The following is a 20,142-nucleotide window of genomic DNA, read 5'->3' as shown; positions in this document are numbered from 1 at the left end:
AAGCTTCTAAACAAACATAAAAAAAGCCCTGATTTCTCAGAGCTTATACTTTTATAAAGTGAATTTCAATTATTCAGTAACTTTGCTTTTTACTACTAATCTGAACCCTTCTCCATGGATGTTTAAGATTTCAACATCTTCATCAGATTTCAGGTATTTTCTCAATTTAGCGATGTAAACATCCATACTTCTTGAAGTAAAGTAGTTGTCATCTCTCCAGATTTTCGTTAAAGCTAATTCTCTTGGCATTAAGTCATTTTCATGAAGAATAAGCATTTTAAGCAATTCATTTTCCTTTGGAGACAATTTAATTGGCTCTTCATCCTGGTAAGTCAAGAATCTTAATTTTGAATTTAGGTGGAATTTACCAATATTAAACTCAAATTGTACTTGTTCCGCTTTCGTATCAGCAGATTTTCTTTGAATGATAGCTTTAATTTTCATTAAAAGAACTTCTGAATCAAAAGGTTTATTTAAATAGTCATCTGCGCCAGCTTTGTAACCTTTTAACACATCTTCTTTCATAGATTTTGCTGTTAAAAAGATAATTGGCACTTCACTGTTCTTCTCTCTAATTTCTTTGGCCAAAGTGTAACCATCTTTATAAGGCATCATTACATCAAGAATACATAAATCGTATACATCTTTCTTGAATTTTTCGAAACCTTCCATACCGTTTTTAGCTAAAGTAACTTCAAAGTCATTTAACATTAGATAATCTTTAAGAACCGCCCCAAAATTTAGGTCATCTTCTACTAAAAGTATTCTTTTGTTAGTATTTTCCATATTTTAATTTATTAATGGTATTTTTATTATAAAGGTGCTACCTTTTCCTTTTTCGCTTTCTACATATACTTGACCGTTATGGTCTTCTACAATTCTTTTTACATAGGCCAAACCTAAACCGTGACCTTTTACGTTATGCAAATCTCCTGTATGTTCTCTATAGAACTTTTCAAAAACTCGCTTTTGAGCTATCTTACTCATTCCTAATCCGTGATCTTTTACTTTTATCAAGATCATGTCCTTGATATTTTCAGTAAAGATTTCAATCTTAGGCGTATCCGGAGAATATTTTATTGCATTTTCTAAAATATTGACCAATACATTAGTGAAATGAACTTCGTTAATTAAAACTGTTGTTCTTGCTGCATCATAATGCCTTTCAACTGTACCTTGTCTGTCTTCTAATATTAAGTTTACGTGCTCAATTGCATCATCAATTATATCAGTCACTACAGTAGGTTCCTTTGTAATATCAAGTTCTCTTTTTTCCAGTTTAGAGATACGAAGTACATTTTCAACCTGAGCATGCATTCTCTTATTTTCATCCCTAATCATTTGAAGATAGCGATAAACCTTTTCTTTATCTTCAATAACTTTAGGACTTCTAATAGCATCTAATGCTAGATTTATGGTTGCAATTGGAGTCTTAAACTCATGTGTCATATTATTTATAAAATCTGTTTTGATTTCAGAAATATGTTTTTGACGCAGTAATTGATTTAAGGCACTCGTGTAGGCAACAATTATAATTAATGTAAAAACTATCGACAGTATAGTAATACTCAACAATTCAGACAATAAGAACTTCTTTTTGTGCGGAAATGTAACCGATAATTCATACTTACTATTTCCTTCATTATCCGTAAAAACCGGAATACTATAGGTTGCCTCTTTATCTAAAGAATGAAACCCGTCAGATTTAATCTTAGTTGGAATTCCATTGCCATATATTGCAAATTCAAACTTTGTTTTAACCTCGTATTCTTCCAGCTCCTTTTTCAATAATTTATAAAGCTTATCTTTTGTAACTCTTCCTTCGATTGGAGTTAAAGCGGCAATGTCTTTATATTGAATTTGCTGCTGAACTTTATTTAAAATATCTAAACTTCCGGATTTTTCTTCTCTAAGATCCGGAATAATACTTTGTCCTAAATTATTATTATCAATACCCTTGTAATTGTTGTAAACTTCAGTAACTCTTCTTGAACTGAAATTTTTAAAGCGCTCACTACTGAATTTTTTATCAAAAACCGAACCATTGATATCATAATCTTCAGATGTCAAAGTACTAGAATAAACAATTGTTTTATTCGTCTTTGGGTTTCTTTGTACATAAAGTACTTCCAGTAAATCTTCTTTTTTCGGAATTTTCCCCGTACTGTCTTTAATACGGTTGTATTTGTCGTAGAAACTGTACTCTTCTTGTTGTTCCAGCTTATCTGCAACATTTCCAATTACTTGAGTAACGTGGTATTTAAATTGCTCTTCATTATTCTTGAACGAAGAATTGAACCAAAATACTTGAACCAGAATTATCCCGATTAAGGACAAACTCATCAATAAAACAAGTATTCTAAAAAATAATTTATTCATCGAAACAAAATTAATATTTTAACAATATACTAAATAATACATTAACCAAATATTAACATTTAAGACTGATTTTGTTTTATATTTAAAATTTTAAGAATTTTAACAACTTCTTCCTTAGCAATTTTAAGATTATTGTTATTAATCACGAAATTGCTCTTAGAAATTCGTTTTTCATCATTCCACTGCATTTTCATTCTGCTTAAAACTTGTTCTCTTGTCGTTTTATCGCGTTGTATAACTCTTTCAATTCGCACTTCCTGTGGAGCCGTAACGGTTATAATGACGTCACACTCTTTATAACGTCCGCTTTCGAAGAGAATTGCTGCTTCATAAATAACGTAATCCAATTTTTTGTATTGTAACAGCCAGGACTCAAAATCTCTTTTTACTGCCGGATGCACAATAGCATTTAATTTCGCTAATTTTTCTTTATCATTAAAAACTATCTGGGCTAATTTTGCCCGATTTAAAACTTCACCATCAAAAATGTTTTGGCCAAACTCTAATTTAACTTCATCAAGAATCGAACCAGACTGCATTACTCTTTTCGCTCCGTCATCTGCTATGTAAACAGGAACACCCATTTCCTGAAAATAGTTTGCAATAGTTGTTTTACCACTGCCAATTCCTCCTGTAAGACCAATAACCTTTGTCATTTCTTAGACTTTAAAAAACATACGTGGAAAAGCTTCCTGAGGTTTCTTTTTTAATAGAATTATTTTTATAAAAGATTCTAAAAATCCTGTTCCGTAACCGTAGAATTGTTTCCAGACTGCTATTACAGAGAGATATCCAATTTTGATGCTTTTATTCTGAATACTTGCTGTAAGAAAAATTATAACGAAATATACGAAATATAATTGTAATAAAATATCAATATTGAAAATTAACAATAAAAAAGCTAATAATAAACCTAAGATAAAAAAGGTTGGAAAGAAGAAAGTAAGCTTATTATGTTCTGGATACCAACTATTTAAAATAGGCCTTGCTATCCCGAATTTCTTTACCTGAATAGAGAATTTTTCCCAATCTATTCTTCGTTTATGATACACATAAGCCTCTGAAAACAGTCTTGTTTCAAACCCCAAATTCCATAAACGAATTGATAAATCCGGGTCTTCACCCGGATGAATGTTTCCAAAACCTTTCGAAGCTTCAAAAGCTTTTTTAGAAATCCCCATATTAAAACTACGTGGCTGGAATTTGTTTATTTTTTCAGAACCACCTCTAATTCCTCCTGTTGTAAGAAATGATGTCATTGCAAAATTGATTGCTTTCTGAATATTTGAAAAACTATCCAGCGCCCTGTCAGGACCTCCAAAACAGTCCACATATTGCTTATCTAATTCTTTACGTACTTCTGTCAAATAATTGGGCGGAATGATACAATCGGAGTCAAAAATGACAAAATAGTCTCCCCTAGCCCTCTGCATTCCAAAATTTCTGGAATCTCCAGGACCTGAATTTTCTTTAAAATAATAGGAAATGTTTAATTTTCCTTGATAATTCATCACCACATCTCGGCATGGAACTGAAGATCCATCTTCGACAAGAACAATTTCAAAAGCTTCATTATAATCAGATTTTGAGAGACTTTCCAAAAGCTCATCAACTTCATCAGGGCGATTATACACGGGTATAATTAAAGAAAAAATCATAGCAGAGTGTGCGGTTATTAAGGGATAATTTTTTATTATTTAAAATTTTAACAAAGATAGGGTATATTAACAAAAAAACCATCAACTTTCGATTGATGGTTTCTTGTTTTACCAGAAGTAAAATATGTTATTTGATACTTTCTATTTCAACAACTTCGTTTGCTTCTGCATTGTAGTCAACACCAGCAAATTCAAAACCGAATAAGTTCAAGAAATCACTTCTGTATCCTGCTAAATCTCCAATTTCCGGTAGAGTTTCAGTAGTAGCTTCCAACCAAAGTTTTGCTACTTTATCCTGAACATCTTCACGCATTTCCCAGTCATCAATTCTGATTCTTCCTTTTTCGTCCACAGGAACTTCAGAACCATTGTATAATCTATCCTGGAATAAACGCTGAATTTGCTCGATACAACCTTCATGAATTCCTTCTTCTTTCATGATTTTGTATAAAAGAGAAATGTATAATGGAATTACCGGAATTGCAGAACTTGCTTGTGTTACTAAAGCTTTGTTTACAGAAACATAAGCCTTACCACCAATAGATTTTAAAGAATCTCCAATTGTAAATGCCGTAGCTTCTAAGTGGTCTTTTGCACGACCAATAGTTCCTTTACGGTAAACAGCTTCAGTTAATGATGGTCCGATATAAGAATAAGCAACTGTTGTAGCGCCTTCTGCTAATAAATTTTCATTTTTTAAAGCATCAATCCACATTGCCCAGTCTTCACCTCCCATAACTGCAACAGTATTTTCAATATCTTCCTCGTTTGCCGGTGCAATAGAAACCTCTGAAACTTTTCCTGTGTGAAAATCAACTGTTTTGTTTGTAAAAGTTTGTCCAATTGGTTTTAAAACCGAACGATGCGTAACTCCTGTATTAGGATTTGTACGAACTGGCGAAGCTAAACTATAAATTACAAGGTCAACTTGCCCTAAATCTGCTTTAATTAAATCTAAAGTTTCTCTTTTTATTTCGTTTGAAAATGCATCTCCATTGATACTTTTTGCATATAAACCCGCTTTGTGAGCTTCTTTTTCAAATGCTGCAGAATTGTACCATCCCGGAGAAGCTGTTTTTCCTTCAACCGGCGGTTTCTCAAAAAACACTCCAATTGTAGCAGCATCAGAACCAAAAGCACTAGTAATTCTTGAAGCCAACCCAAAACCTGTAGAAGCACCAATAACCAAAACTTTTTTAGGTCCGGCAATTTCTCCTTTCGATTTTACGTATTCGATTTGATTTTTTACATTTTGCTCAGCTCCCGTTGGGTGGGCAGTCAAACAAATAAATCCTCTCATTCTAGGTTCTATAATCATCTTGCAATTATTTTTTTTGTATTATTTCAATTTCAGTTTTAATTTTTCAAAAATAGACATTTTATCCTTAACCCTTTTCATATTAGCATTCATATTGTCAATAAAATTTGGGTTTAAAGCATTTTTCTTTGCCTCTCTATAGTAATGATAAGCTTCTCTGTATTGACCTTCATACTCTGCCATTCTGCCTAATTCACTATTATAAGTAGAGTTATCTGCATTTTCCAGACTGGAGAGCGTAAAATCAATATGCTGCTTTGCTTCTGTATATCTGCCAATATCAATTAACAAATAAGTATAATTCAAATAAGGAGCAGCATATTTAGGATCGAATTTTATAGCCAGTTTATAATGATAAATTCCTCTTTCATAATCACTTAATTTATTATAATAAATCCAGCCTAAATGATTATGTGCTTTTCCAAAATCAGGATACTGTGCTAAAATTTCTTCTAAAAGTTCTTTTGCATCTGCTGAATTTCCTTCAGAAATTAATGCATCGGCTTTTATAAACTGATTTTCGTAAAAACTTAGACTTTCCATTGTGGTATTTTAATTCAATAATTGTTTTGCGTGATTCAATGCTGAATCTGAGACATTAGCTCCCGATAACATTTGGGCAATTTCTAAGATTCGGTCTTCTTGTGAAAGCAATTTCAATTCTGATAATGTATCCTCTCCAACTGTTGATTTAGAAACTTTAAAATGAGAATCGCCTTTTGCCGCAATTTGAGGCAAATGCGTAATAGCAAAAATCTGCATGGTATTACTCATTTCTTTCATAATCTCTCCCATTCTAATCGCAATTTCACCTGAAACTCCTGTATCAATTTCATCAAATATTAAAGTTGGTAATTTTGAATATTTAGCCAAAATTGCTTTTACAGCCAGCATAATACGAGACATTTCCCCGCCTGAAGCCACTTTTTTCAATAAACCAAAATCAGTTCCTTTATTTGCAGAAAATAAAAATTGCAATTCGTCTTTTCCGTTTTGAAAATAGGTTTCAGAAGGCGTTAATTCCATTTTAAAACGAACATTCGGCATTCCTAAAGTTTCTAAAATTGAAATTAACTGCTCTGAAAGCTTCGGAATTGCATTAATCCTATTCTCATGAATTTGATTTGCATAACTATCTAATTCTCCTGCTTTTTGTTCAATAATTTTAGACAAAGAAGCTATTTCTTCATCCATATTATCCAACTCCAGTAAAGTATTTCCTAAATCCGCCTGAATCTGCAATAAACCATCAACAGAATCTGTCTGATGTTTTTTCTGAAGATTATAAATCAACTGTAATTTTTGATTTATTAATTCTAGTTGTACAGGATCGTTCAATAATTTTTCCGAACAATTTTCTAATTCTTTAGATACATCATCAAATTCAATCGTTAAACTGGATATCCTTTCAAATAAACTCTGATATTCCGGTGAAAACGGAGCCACTTTTTGAAGTGCATTTTTAATTTCATTTAAATTATGAAATACGCCAAACTGTTCTTCATTAGCTATTGCCAATGATTTATCAAGAGATTCCTTGATTATTTCAACATTATTCAGTTTTTCATAATACGCTTCTAATTCCCCCTGCTCGCCGGATTTTAACTGCGCAGCAACCAATTCATTTAATAAAAATGTATTGTATTCCTGTTCTTTACCCGCATCACTTTGCTTCTTAAGTAAAGCATTCCATTTTGACTTATCGGATTTATAGGATCTTAAAAGCTTTTGATACTCTGAAATAATATCCGAATTATTAGCAATGGCATCAATAATCTTAAATTGAACACTTTCATCTGACAATTCCTGAGTTTGTTGTTGCGAATGAATATCAATTAAATACAAACTTAAATCTTGTAATTCCTGAAGATTTACTGGACTATCATTTATAAAGGCACGAGATTTTCCCGAAGGAAGAATTTCACGTCTAATGATTGTTTCATCTTCATAATCTAAATCATTAGCCTCAAAAAACTCTTTCAGATTGTATTTAGAAATTTCAAACTGTGCCTCAATCACGCATTTTTCTTCTTTATTTTTTAATGAAGTAAGATCAGCTCTTTTTCCCAAAACAAGACCAATTGCACCCAAAATAATTGATTTTCCAGCTCCTGTCTCACCTGTTATTATAGAAAAACCTTTAGAAAAATCTATAGCCAGTTTTTCGATAAGTGCATAATTTTTAATTGACAGTGACGTAATCATAGGGCAATTTTGTAAAAATAAAAGTTAAAGAAGATGTTGTTTTAACGAAATACAGAATTAATACTTAATCTGTGACCATTTGGTAGAATTTAACGGCGAAACTTTATTCAGTACATCCGTTAAATCAGTAATTGTTATACTTGGACCGCCAGAAAAAATAGATACAATTTCATCTGATTTTGCATCAAAGAAAACCCGGGTTATAAAAGCATTTGGTTTAACCGAATTTAACTTTCCAATAAGCATTAATGCCGATTTTATTTTTTCTTTAGATGCCTTTAAATCTACAGTCATACCATCCAATCCTGAATGATAAGCATACATGGTCTGACGCAGATCACTGTAAGTTGGAGCAATCATATCATTTATTAAATAGTAACGATTCTGAAGTCCGTCTGACTGATTCCAGCCTTTAAATCCGCCCTGTTGTGCAACATTGGCAATATTTTGCGCTGTTTGTAGATATTGATTCCCTGCTCCCATTTGAAAACTATCAGCATCCATACCCAAAATTACATAACAGTAAAAAGAAATAACCGAAACTAAATTCGAATCGTAAGTAGTTGGATTAAACAATAAAGGCTCATATTCTGTATATCTGAAATTAAAATCTTTATCGTTATAATTTAAAATTGGAGAGGAATATGTAGAATTAAAAATCAATCTGGACGACTGCACCTGAATAGTTCCTGTAAACTGATCCGAACTGTTTGATGATAAAGTGATATACATCGAACAGTTAATCCTTTCGTTTTGTTTTAAAGGAGCTCCTGTCCAGTCTGTTTTATTAACAAACTCAGACAAAGAAGTCTGAAGCGTTTTAAAAACCTGATTATTTGGATTAGTAAGTCTTTCTGTATTGATAGTTACTGTACAGTTTAGCTGTTGCCCTTGTACAAAACCAAAGCTTAAAAATACTAATAGTGTAACTATCTTACTCATACTCTTCTAAATATTTAATTTTATAAACACAAATTGTTTCCAGTTTGTATTTTCGGCGTGTATTCTAAATTTAGTCTTTTGAAAAATGCAGAATAACTTTATTGAGAATATCAGCCGCTACCGATTCTTTTGATTTTAATTCCATTGGTTCGATTTCAAAATTTTTATCAATAAAGGTTACTTTATTGGTTTCTTTTTTAAAACCTGCTCCTTTATCTTGTAAGGAATTTAAAACAATCAAATCTAAGTTTTTTTTCTGAATTTTCAACTTAGCATTTTCAATTTCATTTTCTGTTTCTAAGGCAAATCCAATTAAAAACTGATTTTTTTTGATAGCTCCCAATGAAGACAAAATATCTTTCGTCTTTTCAAGCTCTATAGAAAACTCAGCATCTGATTTTTTAATCTTTTGAGAAGCTACAACTTTTGGTCTGTAATCTGCAACAGCTGCTGCTGCAATCGCTGCATCAACATCATTAAAATACAAATGACAAGCATCATACATTTCCTGAGCAGAAATAACATCTACCACTTTTACGGAAGCATTTTTAACCTTCAAATGCGTTGGGCCCGCAATTAAAAAAACTTCGGCACCTAAATTTGCCGCTTCATTAGCAATGTCAAACCCCATTTTTCCGGAAGAATGATTTCCTATAAAACGTACAGGATCTATTGCTTCGTATGTTGGTCCGGCTGTAACTAGTATTTTTTTTCCTTTTAAAGGCAGTTTACTTTCCAAATCGGCTTCCAGAAAAGCAATAATATTTTCCGGTTCAGCCATTCGGCCTTCTCCAGACAAACCACTAGCCAATTCTCCGGCTTCGGCAGGAATCATAGTATTTCCAAACTGCTTTAAAGAATTAAAACTAGATACTGTTGAAGGATGTTTATACATATCCAAATCCATTGCAGGCGCAAAGTAAACTGGACATTTAGCAGATAAATAGGCCGCGATTAAAAGATTATCGCAGTTTCCTGTAGTCATTTTAGACAACGTATTAGCAGTTGCAGGAGCAATTAACATAATATCAGCCCATAAAGCCAACTCTACGTGATTGTTCCAAACTGCTTCTTCATCATCCTGATTAAAGAAACTTGAATGTACCGGATTTTTTGATAAGGTAGATAATGTAAGTGGTGTTACAAAATCCTTAGAAGCAGGTGTCATGATCACTTGGACATGTGCACCTGCTTTTATAAAAAGTCGTACTAAAGAAGCCGTTTTATACGCTGCGATTCCACCGGAAACTCCCAGTAAAACCTTTTTCCCGTTTAAAACTGACATTGTACTATTATTTGTTTGAACTTCTGTGGTAAGTTTTACCGTCTAACCATTCCTGAACAGCTAAAGCGTGTGGTTTTGGTAATTTTTCGTAGAATTTAGAAACTTCGATTTGCTCTTTATTTTCAAAAACCTCTTCCAGACTATCATTATAAGTAGCAAACTCTTCTAATTTTTCAGTCAATTCTTTTTTAATCTCTGAATTAATTTGATTTGCTCTTTTAGCCATAATGGTAATTGCCTCATACACATTTCCTGTTGGTTCTTCAATAACTGTTTTGTTGTAAGTTATTGTGTTAACAGGAGCATTCGTCTTTTTTAAATCCATGACTTTTATTTATTTAGTAAATTTTTGTAAATCTGTTTCAACTCTGGCGTTCATTTCTTCCGCTTTTGCTTTGTATTTTGTATCGCTTTTAAACTTGATTAAGTTAGCATAAGCAACTTTTGCAACATTCAAACGCTCTTCCATTTTTGAAGGCACACTATTAATTGCCAATTGATATGCTGAATCATATTTATAAAACAACGCATCTTCTTTAAATGGTGTTCCAGGAAAATCAGCGATAAAATTATCAAATGCCACTAAAGCTGATTTATAATCTGAAATGGTATTATATCCTTTTGCATTTTCGTATGCTTTTTTCTCTAATTTACCATTTAACATCTGAACTGTCTCATTTGCCTGAGCCAAATATTCAGAATTTGGATAATTATCAATAAAAGCCTGTAACTTTTCTAATGCTTTTACAGTATCTGTTTGATCTAAACTGTAAACAGGAGCCAACTTCGAATAACTGTAAGCACCTAAAAAAGCTGCTTCCTGTACTTTCTCACTTCGTGGATAACCTGAAACAAAACTTTCAAACTGGTAACCAGCTAAATAGTATTGTTTTGTTTTGTAATACGATTGAGAAAACATATAAAACAATTTTTCTGCCTGAGGTTTTCCTCTGTAAGAAGGCGCTAACTGCTCAAAAAGACGAATTGCTTTGTTATATTTACCAGCATCATACATTTTAGTTGCCATCTCAAATTTAGCTGCAACATCTTCATTTTTTAAAGCTTTTTGATATTCTCCACAAGAAGCAAAAAGGGCAACAACAATTAATAATGATACTATTTTCTTCATTTATTTACTTTTATTATGATTTCTCAGACATCTTGCCAAAACAAAATCACACCGAAGTTTCGGTGGCAAATTTAGTTATTAATTTAGCGACTGCAAAATAATTTTTTAGTATCTTAAAATACTAACACTTTAACAATTATTTAATGCTGTTTTTTACAAACTCATTTAGTCGCTCTGCTAAAGAATCATCTACAGAAACTAATGGAAGACGAACAGTATTCTCAGCAATTCCAAGAGCCTGGAAGATTTGTTTGATTCCTGCCGGATTACCCTGCTCAAAAATCATATCGATACTGTCTGACAAAAAGTAATGTGTTTTGAATGCATCTGCCACTTTTTTGTTTAATCCTAAACGAATCATTTCTGAAAATTCTTTAGGAAAACCTTGACCAATTACAGAAATTACGCCTGCTCCACCCGCTAAAACGATTGGTAATGCCAACATATCATCTCCTGAAATTACCAGAAAATCTTTTGGTGCATTTTTAATAATCTGCATTGCTTGTGCCATGTCTCCGGCAGCTTCTTTAATAGCTACTACATTTTCAAAATCATTAGCTAAACGCACCACAGTGGACGGAAGCATGTTGCTTGATGTTCTTCCCGGTACATTATATAAAATTACCGGAATCGGAGAAGCTTCAGCAATTGCTTTAAAATGCTGATAAATTCCTTCCTGTGTTGGTTTATTATAATATGGCGAAACAGATAATATCGCTTCAAAAGCAGAAAAATCTCTTGTTTTTAATTCTTCAACAATCTGCATAGTATTATTCCCTCCAACTCCTAAAACCAGAGGCAATCTTCCCTTATTTACATCGATTACTGTCTTTATTACCAATTCTTTTTCTTCTGATGTAAGGGTAGCATTTTCTGCTGTTGTCCCCATAACAACAAGATATTCAACTCCTCCATCGATAGAGAAGTTTACAATTCGGTGTAAAGCCTCGATGTCAACTGAAAAATCTTTTTTAAATGGTGTTACAAGTGCAACTCCAGTTCCTATTAATGATTGCATATTTTAATTATAGTTTATTTTATATTTTTTAAATACCTAAACAATTCCGACACGAAAAGTTTATAGTTTTCTAATTCCGTATTAATCATCAAACGATTCAAACTATTATCTACAGAAGCAAATCCAACTTTAAATTTAGCATTTGATTTACTGGTCAGCATCATCAAGAATTTATTTTCTTCATTATAATAACTCAATAAAAGATCAAATTTTGAATTTACAAAATCATTCAAAAAACTTTCTTTTATTTCTCCATTCCAACTAATATGACTTTTGCCAAAAGTAGGTCGTAAATACGTTTCTTGTTTCCTGAATTTACTGTTGTAAGCAACAATTTTTATGTTTTCTAAAGCAATTCCCTGAAGCATTAATTCTTTTACAAGCGTTTCAGAATGACTTGAATTACTTTCATCTACCAACAAACCAATCGTTTGAACATTCTTTGAAAAGTCCGGATTTTTTTGATTACTCAAGTTATTTTTTAATGATTTTTTTACAAAAAATTCCTTTATATAATTCAAAAACATAGTACTTTTACCAGATTACAAAATTAATTATTTAAGTTGCATTTAAAATGGTAAAACTAAAAAAGTATAACGGATTTTTAAAACTTTTTGTTATATTCTTAACACTTTTTTCAATATTCTCTTGTAGCCCGAAGAACTACAACCTAAACAAAATTGAAGGAAAACAACTCCCAGTTACTGAAAAAGCAGGCGAAACGACAACAATTGAAGCTTTCATAAAGCCTTATCGCGATCATATTAATCAGGATTTGGACAATGTTCTGGCTTATTGTCCGGAAACACTAGATAAGAGTACCGGAAAATGGCAGACAAGCATTGGAAGTCTATTGGCCGATGTATGTTTACAAAGAGGAAATCTTGTCTTTAAAGCCCGTGAGAAAAAGGATATTGATTTATGTCTTTTAAATCACGGTGGTATTCGCGCTATTCTTCCAAAAGGAAACGTAACCACAAGAACGGCTTTTGAAATTATGCCTTTTGAAAACAACTTGGTTGTTATTGCTTTAAAGGGGGAGCAAATTTTAGATATTGCTGCTTATATTATAAAAGAGAAAAAACCTCAGCCTTTGTCCGGAATGACTTTTACAATTGCTAAAGACAATACTGCAAAAAATATTATGGTACAAGAAAAACCGCTTGATCTTAATAAAACGTATTATGTTGCTACGAATGACTATTTGGCAAATGGTGGCGACAGCATGACTTTTTTCGCGAAAGGAACTGAAAAATTCGATTTAAACTATAAACTTAGAAATGTTCTGATTGATTATTTTAAAGAAGTTGACACTGTTGTAGCTCCCAAAAACGTTAGAATTACTGAAGAATAAAAAGTCTGCCACAAATTACACCAATTTGCACAAATTTAAAACTACAGAAAAATAATTCGTGTTGATTTGTGAAATTAGTAGCAAAAAATATCAAACTACATAGCTTAGGCAAAAAAATATACAAAATGAAAAGAAGAGAGTTTATCGAAAAAACAGCAGCAAGTACTGCCCTACTAAGTTTAGGATTGTCTTTGAGCAGTTTTGGAACTAACGATATTAAACATTTAACTATTCTACATACTAACGATGTGCACAGTCATATCGATCCTTTTCCTGCTGATGATCCGCGTAATCCTAATAAAGGCGGGGTTTCTCGTCGTGCTACTTTAATTGAAAGCATTCGTAAAGAAAATCCAAATGTTCTTTTATTAGACGCTGGTGACATTTTTCAGGGAACTCCTTATTTCAATTATTACGGAGGCGAATTGGAGTTCAAATTAATGAGTATGATGAAATATGATGCTTCAACTATTGGAAATCATGATTTTGACAATGGTTTGGATGGATTATATGCTCAACTTCCGCACGCTACTTTTGATTTCATCAACTCCAATTACGATTTCAAAAATACCGTTATGGACGGACATGTGAAGCCTTATAAAATCTTCAATAAAAACGGGATTAAAGTTGGCGTTTTTGGTGTTGGAATTGAATTACAAGGATTAGTAGATAAAAAATTATATTTAGAAACGGTTTATAACAATCCTGTTGAAATCGCTCACGATATGACCAAACTTTTAAAACACGAACAAAAATGTGATTTGGTAATTTGTCTTTCGCATTTAGGTTATAAATACAAAGATGATCCTGAAAAAATCAGTGATTTGAAATTTGCTGAGCAAACTCAGGATATTGATTTGATTATTGGAGGACATACTCACACTTTCTTAGACAAGCCAACTGTTGTAAAGAACAAAGCCGGTAAAGATGTTCTGGTAAATCAAGTGGGATGCTACGGAATCAATTTAGGTCGTATTGACTTTTACTTTGATAAAGACAAAGCTCATACCAACCAAGGAACAACTATTGTTGTATAGGTTTCTTTTGAATTCTGGCTTTTTCTAAAAAGTATTCTACCATAAAGAAATAAGCCAGAATTTGAGTTACATCTCTTATTAAAACCAAAACGATAGAATACGAGAAATATTCGTTGAAAATATAAAAGATGTCTGAGAAAATGTAGCTTATTGCCATTAAAGACATTAATAGTGTGATATGAGTTCCTTTTGTGATATAACTTACAAAACAGAAATAACTCATTATACTTAAAACAATACCATAAAAAGTATACAGCAAGTTGAATTTCTTCATATTATCAAGCTGTAAACTCAAAACAGAAATCAACAAATAGACGATAAAAACTACCACTATGGAAATTGGTAAAATGTCCCGTTTTGTCAATTTTATTCTATCATGTTCAGCGATAAATATTTTTATAATTAGAAGATAAACAATCAAAAAACAGATAACTCCTCCAAGTTCTGAAGTTTCGATATCCATTAAATCGTAAACTTGTCCGATAAAGCAGAAAAAGAAAATTACTCCCTCGGTTTTTCCAATTTGAAATTCACTACTGATTAAAAAGTAAATAAAAATAGCAGGGAGCACAATCGCTTTGGCATAAGTCGCAAAAAAGTCCTGTTGTGCCCAATCAAAAATGATGGTACACAACAAGGCGAAAAAAAACAAAATTAACGACGGTTTATTCGCTTTCATTTAATTTGTTTATAAAATCTTCTTCCGATAATATAGGTATATTTAATTTAGTTGCTTTTTCTAATTTAGCCGGCCCCATATTATCTCCCGCAACGACAAAGTCGGTTTTTGCAGAAATAGAACTTCCTACTTTCCCCCCATTATCTTCTATCGCTTTCTTTAATTCATCTCTTGAAAATTGGCTGAAAACTCCTGAAACTACAAAAGTTTTACCAATAAATTTCTCGGTAGCATTTGGGTTGATTTTTTCTACAATTTGAAATTGTATTCCGTAACTTTTTAGACGTTCTATAATGATTTTATTTTCTTCGTTTTCAAAGAATTCGATAACGCTTTTTGCAATTCTTTCACCAATTTCATCAACTAAAATTAAATCCATTAAAGAAGCTTGGCTTAAAGCGTCTATATTTTTATAATGTTTCGCTAATTTTTTAGCTACTGTTTCTCCGACAAATCGAATTCCTAATGCAAATAATACACTTCCAAAAGGAATTTCTTTTGATTTCTGAACGCCATTCACCAGATTTTCAGCCGATTTCTGAGCCATTCTTTCTAAATGCAGAATGTCTTCTACTTTCAATTCGTATAAATCAGCATAATTATGAACTAAACCATTCTTGAATAGCAAGGCAACGGTTTCTCCGCCAAGACCTTCGATATCCATCGCTTTTCTGGAAATATAATGCTGAATTCTTCCGATAATCTGCGGAGGACATCCATAAAAATTTGGACAATAATGATTCGCTTCTCCAACATTTCTAACCAATTCCGTATGACATTCAGGACAATAAGAAATATAATGTGTTGGTTCTGAATTTTCAGGACGTTTTTCTAAATCTACTGCAATAATTTTTGGGATAATTTCTCCTCCTTTTTCTACAAAAACAGTATCATTTATTCTAATATCCAGTTTCTCAATCTGATCTGCATTGTGAAGAGAGGCTCTTTTTACAATCGTTCCCGCGAGCTGTACAGGTTCTAAATTGGCAACAGGCGTAATAGCTCCAGTTCTACCCACCTGATAAGAAATTGATTTTAATTTAGTGGAAACCTGCTCCGACTTAAATTTATAGGCTATTGCCCAACGCGGCGATTTTGCAGTATAACCTAACTCTTCCTGATGCTGAATGCTATTTACTTTTATAACAACACCATCTGTTTCATAAGGAAGATTATGACGATGTACGTCCCAATAGTCGATAAAGTCAAAAACTTCATTCATATTATTGACTAATTTGGCTTCATTTGGTACTTTAAATCCCCAGCTTCTCGCTGATTCCAAACCTTCGAACTGAGATTTAAACGGTAAATTATTTCCTGTAACAAAATACAACAAACATTCCAATGGACGTTTTGCAACCTCAGCACTATCTTGAAGTTTTAAACTTCCTGAAGCCGTGTTTCTAGGATTTGAATAAGGCGTCTCACCTATTTCGATTAATTCCTGATTCATTTTTTCAAAACCTTTAAAAGGCAGGATAATTTCTCCTCGAATGTCAAATTTATCAGGATAATTACCTTTTAAATGTAAAGGAACCGACTTTATAGTTTTAATATTTGTTGTTACCTCATCGCCCTGAAAACCGTCACCACGAGTTAGGGCCTGAACCAATTTTCCGTTTTCGTAAGTAATACTGATTGAGGCTCCGTCATATTTTAATTCACATGTATATTGCAAATTCACATTTCCTAAAACTCTTTGAATACGATTTTCCCAATCCAAAAGATCTTCTTTAGAATAAGAATTATCTAATGAATACATTCTGTATTGATGCGCAACTGTTTTAAAATTTTTTGTAACAGCTCCGCCTACTCTTTGTGTTGGCGAATTTTCATCAAAAAACTCCGGATGTTTATTTTCTAAATCCTGAAGTTCTTTCAGTTTTATATCAAAATCATAATCAGAAATTGTGGCATTGTCTAACACATAATAGTTGTAATTGTGTTGGTTAAGTTCATTTCGTAATGTTTGAATAGTCTCTTGAATGCTCATAAAATTCTGTAAATTATAATAGTGATAAACTGAATATCAAAATTAGAACATTTTTTGTTCAAAAGCATAAAATATGAAAGTTTTAAAAAATCAAAAATCAGACTGCAAGTTCATGCAGCCTGATTTTCTCCTTGTCCATTATTCTTAAAAAAGAATTAAAAAAACCAACTTCCAAATGGTTTCGACGTTATATATTTTTAAACTGATAATCAAACAATTACAGCACAAATATAAAACTATTTTTGAATAATGATAAAATCCGAACGTCTATTTAAAACGTGTTCTTCTTCTGTACATTTTACACCATTTTTACATTTATTGATTAGTCGGCTTTCGCCATAACCAATTGCACTTTCAATACGAGAAGGATCAATACCTTGTGACAAGATATAATCTCGAGTCGATTTAGCTCTATTGTCAGACAATTTCAAATTATAAGAATCTTTCCCTCGAGAATCTGTGTGTGATTCAATTTTGATTCTGATGTTTGGAAACTTCTGCATAATGAAAACTACTTTAGTCAATTCTTCAATTGCTTTAGGAGTAATATCATATTTATCGTAGTCAAAATAAATTGGGTTTACATCTACTTTTTCTACTCCTTGTTTTTTGACAACTAAGTCATCATAATTGCTTAATTCAAAATTTACATTTGTAATTTCTCCACCGTTATTGCCAGTTGTTTCAACCGTTTTTTCATCACTGCTATAATTTGGTTTTGCTGCAATCATTTTTACCATTTTATTACAAGGAACTTCTATTGCATATTTCCCATCAAAATTTGTTTTAGTTTCACCTAAAACTTCACTAAAAGAATTATATGCTAGTATTGTTACATCCGTCAAAGGTTTTTTAGTTTTACGATCTACAGCAATCCCGGAAATACTTTGATTACATACCGGTTTTCCTTTTACAAAAGAATAAATATCATCATCTCCTTTTCCTCCCGCTCTGTTAGAAGAAAAATAACCGTATGTATCTGCTTTGTTAATTACAAAAGAAAAATCGTCTTTGTTACTGTTTACAGGTGCTCCTAAATTTCTGGGAACGGTAAAGTTTCCATCAGGAAGAAATTTACTTTCGTAAACATCTAAATCTCCCATTCCATAATGCCCATCAGAGGAGAAGTATAAAACTCCGTTTTGATAAAATGGAAATACTTCGTTACCAATTGTATTGATCGTTGGACCTAAATTTAACGGAGAACTCATTGTTCCGTCGCCGGCAATTTTTACTACATACAAGTCCGTTTCTCCAAATCCGCCCGGCATATCTGAGGCGAAGAAAAGCCATTGTCCGTCTTCACTAATAGAAGGATGTCCAACTGAATAATCATCATTGTCAAAAAATACTTTCTCCGGATTTTCTAGTTTATTATCAACAACTGACCCTTTAATAATTTGAAAATTATTGACTTTAGCTTCATCCACGACCAATTTATTTTTCTTTACAATATTTGTTGAATAATAAATGGTTTTTCCCTGACTATCAAAACTAGCTGTTGCTTCATGATATTTTGTCATTACGTTTGGCAAAAAAACAGTTTCGTTGAACAGACTTCCATCAGCAGGGTTTCTTTCAGCTAAATACAAGCTCAAAAAAGGCTGATTGTTCCAGGTATAGAGTTTTTCGCTAAACTTCGTGGTATCACGAGCCGAAGAAAACACAACCTGATCTTTGAAAAAAGTAGCTCCAAAATCTGATTTACTAGTATTGATATCTAAATTTTTGATGGTGTAAAGAGGTTTTGCTTTTGCTAAACTATCCATATATTGCTTTTGAGCAACATAACGATTGATCTCTTTTTTATCTCCTTTTTTATCTAAATATTCCTTAGTAACTCTATCTGCCTCGTCATAATCCATAACGGCTTTCATCGATTGTATATAACGCAGATAGTAAATATCAGTTAGGTTGTTTCCTTGTGCTTCATATAGTTTTCGATACCATTTTAATGCATTTCTGGAATCTGAAATGAAATAATAGGAATCGGCAGCATTTTTCAGGGTCTGAGCTGACGGATTTTTGATGTTTTGCAAACATTCCTCATAAGCTTTGGAAGCATCCAGATAAGCGAAGTTTCTAAACAACGCGTCGGCCTGCTTCAAATTAGTTTTTTGAGCGAAACTAAACGTAACGCTCAAAATTAAACTCAGGATATATAGTTTTCTCATAGGTTTTAGTTTTAGAAGAATCGAGGAGATTTGATTTTGCTTTGATTTTTCACGAATTGATAACGCAAGATGATCTCATGAGAACCATCATTGTATTTATTCAATTGACTTACAGTGTAATCAAATGCATATCCGAGATAAAAACTTGGTGCAATTTGAAAACCTGCCAGTATACTCACAGAATCATCTGTTCGATATGCTCCTCCTATGACAAATTTTTCCTGAATCATAAAATTTGCTGATATATCTGCTGTAAGTGGTGCTCCGCTTACTGCTTTTACTAAAAATGCAGGTTTGAATTTCAAATTTGGATTCAAATCAAAAACATAACCTCCCATTAAAAAGTAATGCAGACGATCATAATCTATAGATTCCTGAACATCATCGTAGTAATCATTTCTAATAAAACTTGGAACTGAAAGCCCTACATACCATTTATCTGTGTAATAGTAAATTCCCGCTCCAACCGCTAATTTCATTTGATTGTTAATGTTCTGATTTAACAAAACATCATCTTTATCATAATACCTTCCTTTTGACCAATCGATGTTCAGCATTCTTGCTCCGGCTTTTAAACCAAAAGCAAGTCTTTTTTCATATCCTAAAGGCAATGAATAAGAGAAGTTTCCATCAAAATATAATTCATCAGAAGGTCCAATTTTATCATTAACAACACTTAATCCTAATCCGATTTTTTCGTTTCTAAGTGGTGAATGAATTGAGAAAGACTGCGTTTCCGGAGCGCCATCAATTCCAATCCACTGAGAACGATATAAAAGTGCTGCTTCTATGGTTCCGGTAGATCCAGCATAAGCTGGATTTACCGCCATAGTATTATACATATACTGTGTATACTGAGGATCCTGTTGCGCTGTCGCACAAACCGTAATAAAAGAACATATTAAAACGAAATATGTTTCTAGTGATTTTATATATAGTTTCATAACGATACTTATTTAGTTTAGTTAATT

Annotated in this window: 19 protein-coding genes; 2 read left to right on the top strand and 17 right to left on the bottom strand. The window is 32.4% G+C overall.

Going from position 1 to position 20,142, the window contains the following annotated elements; genetic code table 11:
• Positions 1-69 precede the first annotated feature (69 nt).
• The 13 genes from HYN56_RS14760 to HYN56_RS14700 all read right to left on the bottom strand — a co-directional run bounded on the left by HYN56_RS14760 (position 70) and on the right by HYN56_RS14700 (position 12,461).
• The gene (locus HYN56_RS14760) at positions 70-786 is read right to left on the bottom strand and encodes a response regulator transcription factor (RefSeq protein ID WP_109192873.1); all 717 of its coding nucleotides are present in this window, start codon (positions 784-786) and stop codon (positions 70-72) included.
• A 3-nt stretch (positions 787-789) separates the two neighbouring features.
• The gene (locus tag HYN56_RS14755; protein WP_109192872.1) at positions 790-2,379 is read right to left on the bottom strand and encodes a sensor histidine kinase; all 1,590 of its coding nucleotides are present in this window, start codon (positions 2,377-2,379) and stop codon (positions 790-792) included.
• A gap of 59 nt (positions 2,380-2,438) precedes the next feature.
• Positions 2,439-3,035, bottom strand: a complete 597-nt coding sequence (gene coaE, locus HYN56_RS14750; protein ID WP_109192871.1) for a dephospho-CoA kinase — start codon at positions 3,033-3,035, stop codon at positions 2,439-2,441.
• Positions 3,036-3,038: 3 nt separating this feature from the next.
• Positions 3,039-4,037 carry a glycosyltransferase gene (locus tag HYN56_RS14745; RefSeq protein ID WP_109192870.1) on the bottom strand — a complete coding sequence of 333 codons (999 nt, stop codon included), beginning with the start codon at positions 4,035-4,037 and terminating at the stop codon, positions 3,039-3,041.
• Between the two features lie 127 nt (positions 4,038-4,164).
• Positions 4,165-5,355 carry an enoyl-ACP reductase FabV gene (gene fabV / locus HYN56_RS14740; protein WP_109192869.1) on the bottom strand — a complete coding sequence of 397 codons (1,191 nt, stop codon included), beginning with the start codon at positions 5,353-5,355 and terminating at the stop codon, positions 4,165-4,167.
• 21 nt (positions 5,356-5,376) lie between these two features.
• Positions 5,377-5,898, bottom strand: coding sequence for a tetratricopeptide repeat protein (locus HYN56_RS14735; protein WP_109192868.1), 522 nt, complete (start codon positions 5,896-5,898; stop codon positions 5,377-5,379).
• Between the two features lie 9 nt (positions 5,899-5,907).
• Complete coding sequence (gene recN, locus HYN56_RS14730; protein WP_109192867.1) at positions 5,908-7,560, bottom strand: DNA repair protein RecN; 1,653 nt, start codon at positions 7,558-7,560, stop codon at positions 5,908-5,910.
• Positions 7,561-7,617: 57 nt separating this feature from the next.
• Positions 7,618-8,502 (bottom strand): type IX secretion system protein PorD, encoded by an 885-nt coding sequence (gene porD / locus HYN56_RS14725; RefSeq protein WP_109192866.1) that lies wholly within the window; start codon positions 8,500-8,502, stop codon positions 7,618-7,620.
• Positions 8,503-8,572: 70 nt separating this feature from the next.
• Positions 8,573-9,787, bottom strand: a complete 1,215-nt coding sequence (coaBC, locus tag HYN56_RS14720; RefSeq protein WP_109192865.1) for a bifunctional phosphopantothenoylcysteine decarboxylase/phosphopantothenate--cysteine ligase CoaBC — start codon at positions 9,785-9,787, stop codon at positions 8,573-8,575.
• Positions 9,788-9,794: 7 nt separating this feature from the next.
• Complete coding sequence (locus tag HYN56_RS14715; protein ID WP_008463064.1) at positions 9,795-10,112, bottom strand: DNA-directed RNA polymerase subunit omega; 318 nt, start codon at positions 10,110-10,112, stop codon at positions 9,795-9,797.
• Between the two features lie 9 nt (positions 10,113-10,121).
• Positions 10,122-10,916 (bottom strand): outer membrane protein assembly factor BamD, encoded by a 795-nt coding sequence (locus tag HYN56_RS14710; protein WP_109192864.1) that lies wholly within the window; start codon positions 10,914-10,916, stop codon positions 10,122-10,124.
• Positions 10,917-11,052: 136 nt separating this feature from the next.
• Positions 11,053-11,934: a 4-hydroxy-tetrahydrodipicolinate synthase gene (dapA, locus tag HYN56_RS14705; protein ID WP_109192863.1), complete on the bottom strand. Its 882-nt coding sequence runs from the start codon at positions 11,932-11,934 to the stop codon at positions 11,053-11,055.
• A 14-nt stretch (positions 11,935-11,948) separates the two neighbouring features.
• A complete protein-coding gene (locus HYN56_RS14700; protein ID WP_109192862.1) occupies positions 11,949-12,461 on the bottom strand; it encodes a DUF6913 domain-containing protein in 513 nt (170 codons plus the stop codon).
• 47 nt (positions 12,462-12,508) lie between these two features.
• On the opposite strand from HYN56_RS14700, the gene HYN56_RS14695 reads away from it, so the two are divergent.
• A complete protein-coding gene (locus HYN56_RS14695; protein ID WP_109192861.1) occupies positions 12,509-13,288 on the top strand; it encodes a 5'-nucleotidase C-terminal domain-containing protein in 780 nt (259 codons plus the stop codon).
• Positions 13,289-13,413: 125 nt separating this feature from the next.
• Positions 13,414-14,325 (top strand): bifunctional metallophosphatase/5'-nucleotidase, encoded by a 912-nt coding sequence (locus HYN56_RS14690; RefSeq protein ID WP_109194814.1) that lies wholly within the window; start codon positions 13,414-13,416, stop codon positions 14,323-14,325.
• Here HYN56_RS14690 and HYN56_RS14685 read toward each other — a convergent pair.
• The 4 genes from HYN56_RS14685 to HYN56_RS14670 form a co-directional block, all read right to left on the bottom strand.
• On the bottom strand, positions 14,312-15,004 hold the full coding sequence (locus HYN56_RS14685; RefSeq protein ID WP_109192860.1) for a lysoplasmalogenase family protein: 693 nt from the start codon (positions 15,002-15,004) through the stop codon (positions 14,312-14,314). The two genes, HYN56_RS14690 and HYN56_RS14685, sit on opposite strands and share 14 nt — an antisense overlap.
• On the bottom strand, positions 14,991-16,997 hold the full coding sequence (ligA, locus tag HYN56_RS14680) for an NAD-dependent DNA ligase LigA (RefSeq protein WP_109192859.1): 2,007 nt from the start codon (positions 16,995-16,997) through the stop codon (positions 14,991-14,993). Before ligA ends, HYN56_RS14685 begins: the two co-directional genes overlap by 14 nt.
• 236 nt (positions 16,998-17,233) lie before the next feature.
• Positions 17,234-19,171 carry an OmpA family protein gene (locus HYN56_RS14675; RefSeq protein WP_109192858.1) on the bottom strand — a complete coding sequence of 646 codons (1,938 nt, stop codon included), beginning with the start codon at positions 19,169-19,171 and terminating at the stop codon, positions 17,234-17,236.
• An 11-nt stretch (positions 19,172-19,182) separates the two neighbouring features.
• Positions 19,183-20,115, bottom strand: coding sequence for a PorP/SprF family type IX secretion system membrane protein (locus HYN56_RS14670; RefSeq protein ID WP_109192857.1), 933 nt, complete (start codon positions 20,113-20,115; stop codon positions 19,183-19,185).
• Positions 20,116-20,142 lie beyond the last annotated feature (27 nt).

The sequence above is a fragment of the Flavobacterium crocinum genome (genome assembly GCF_003122385.1).
GTDB lineage: Bacteria > Bacteroidota > Bacteroidia > Flavobacteriales > Flavobacteriaceae > Flavobacterium > Flavobacterium crocinum.
The sequence above is the reverse complement of the archived record's forward strand: the minus strand, read 5'-3'. Positions and strand labels throughout refer to the sequence as shown.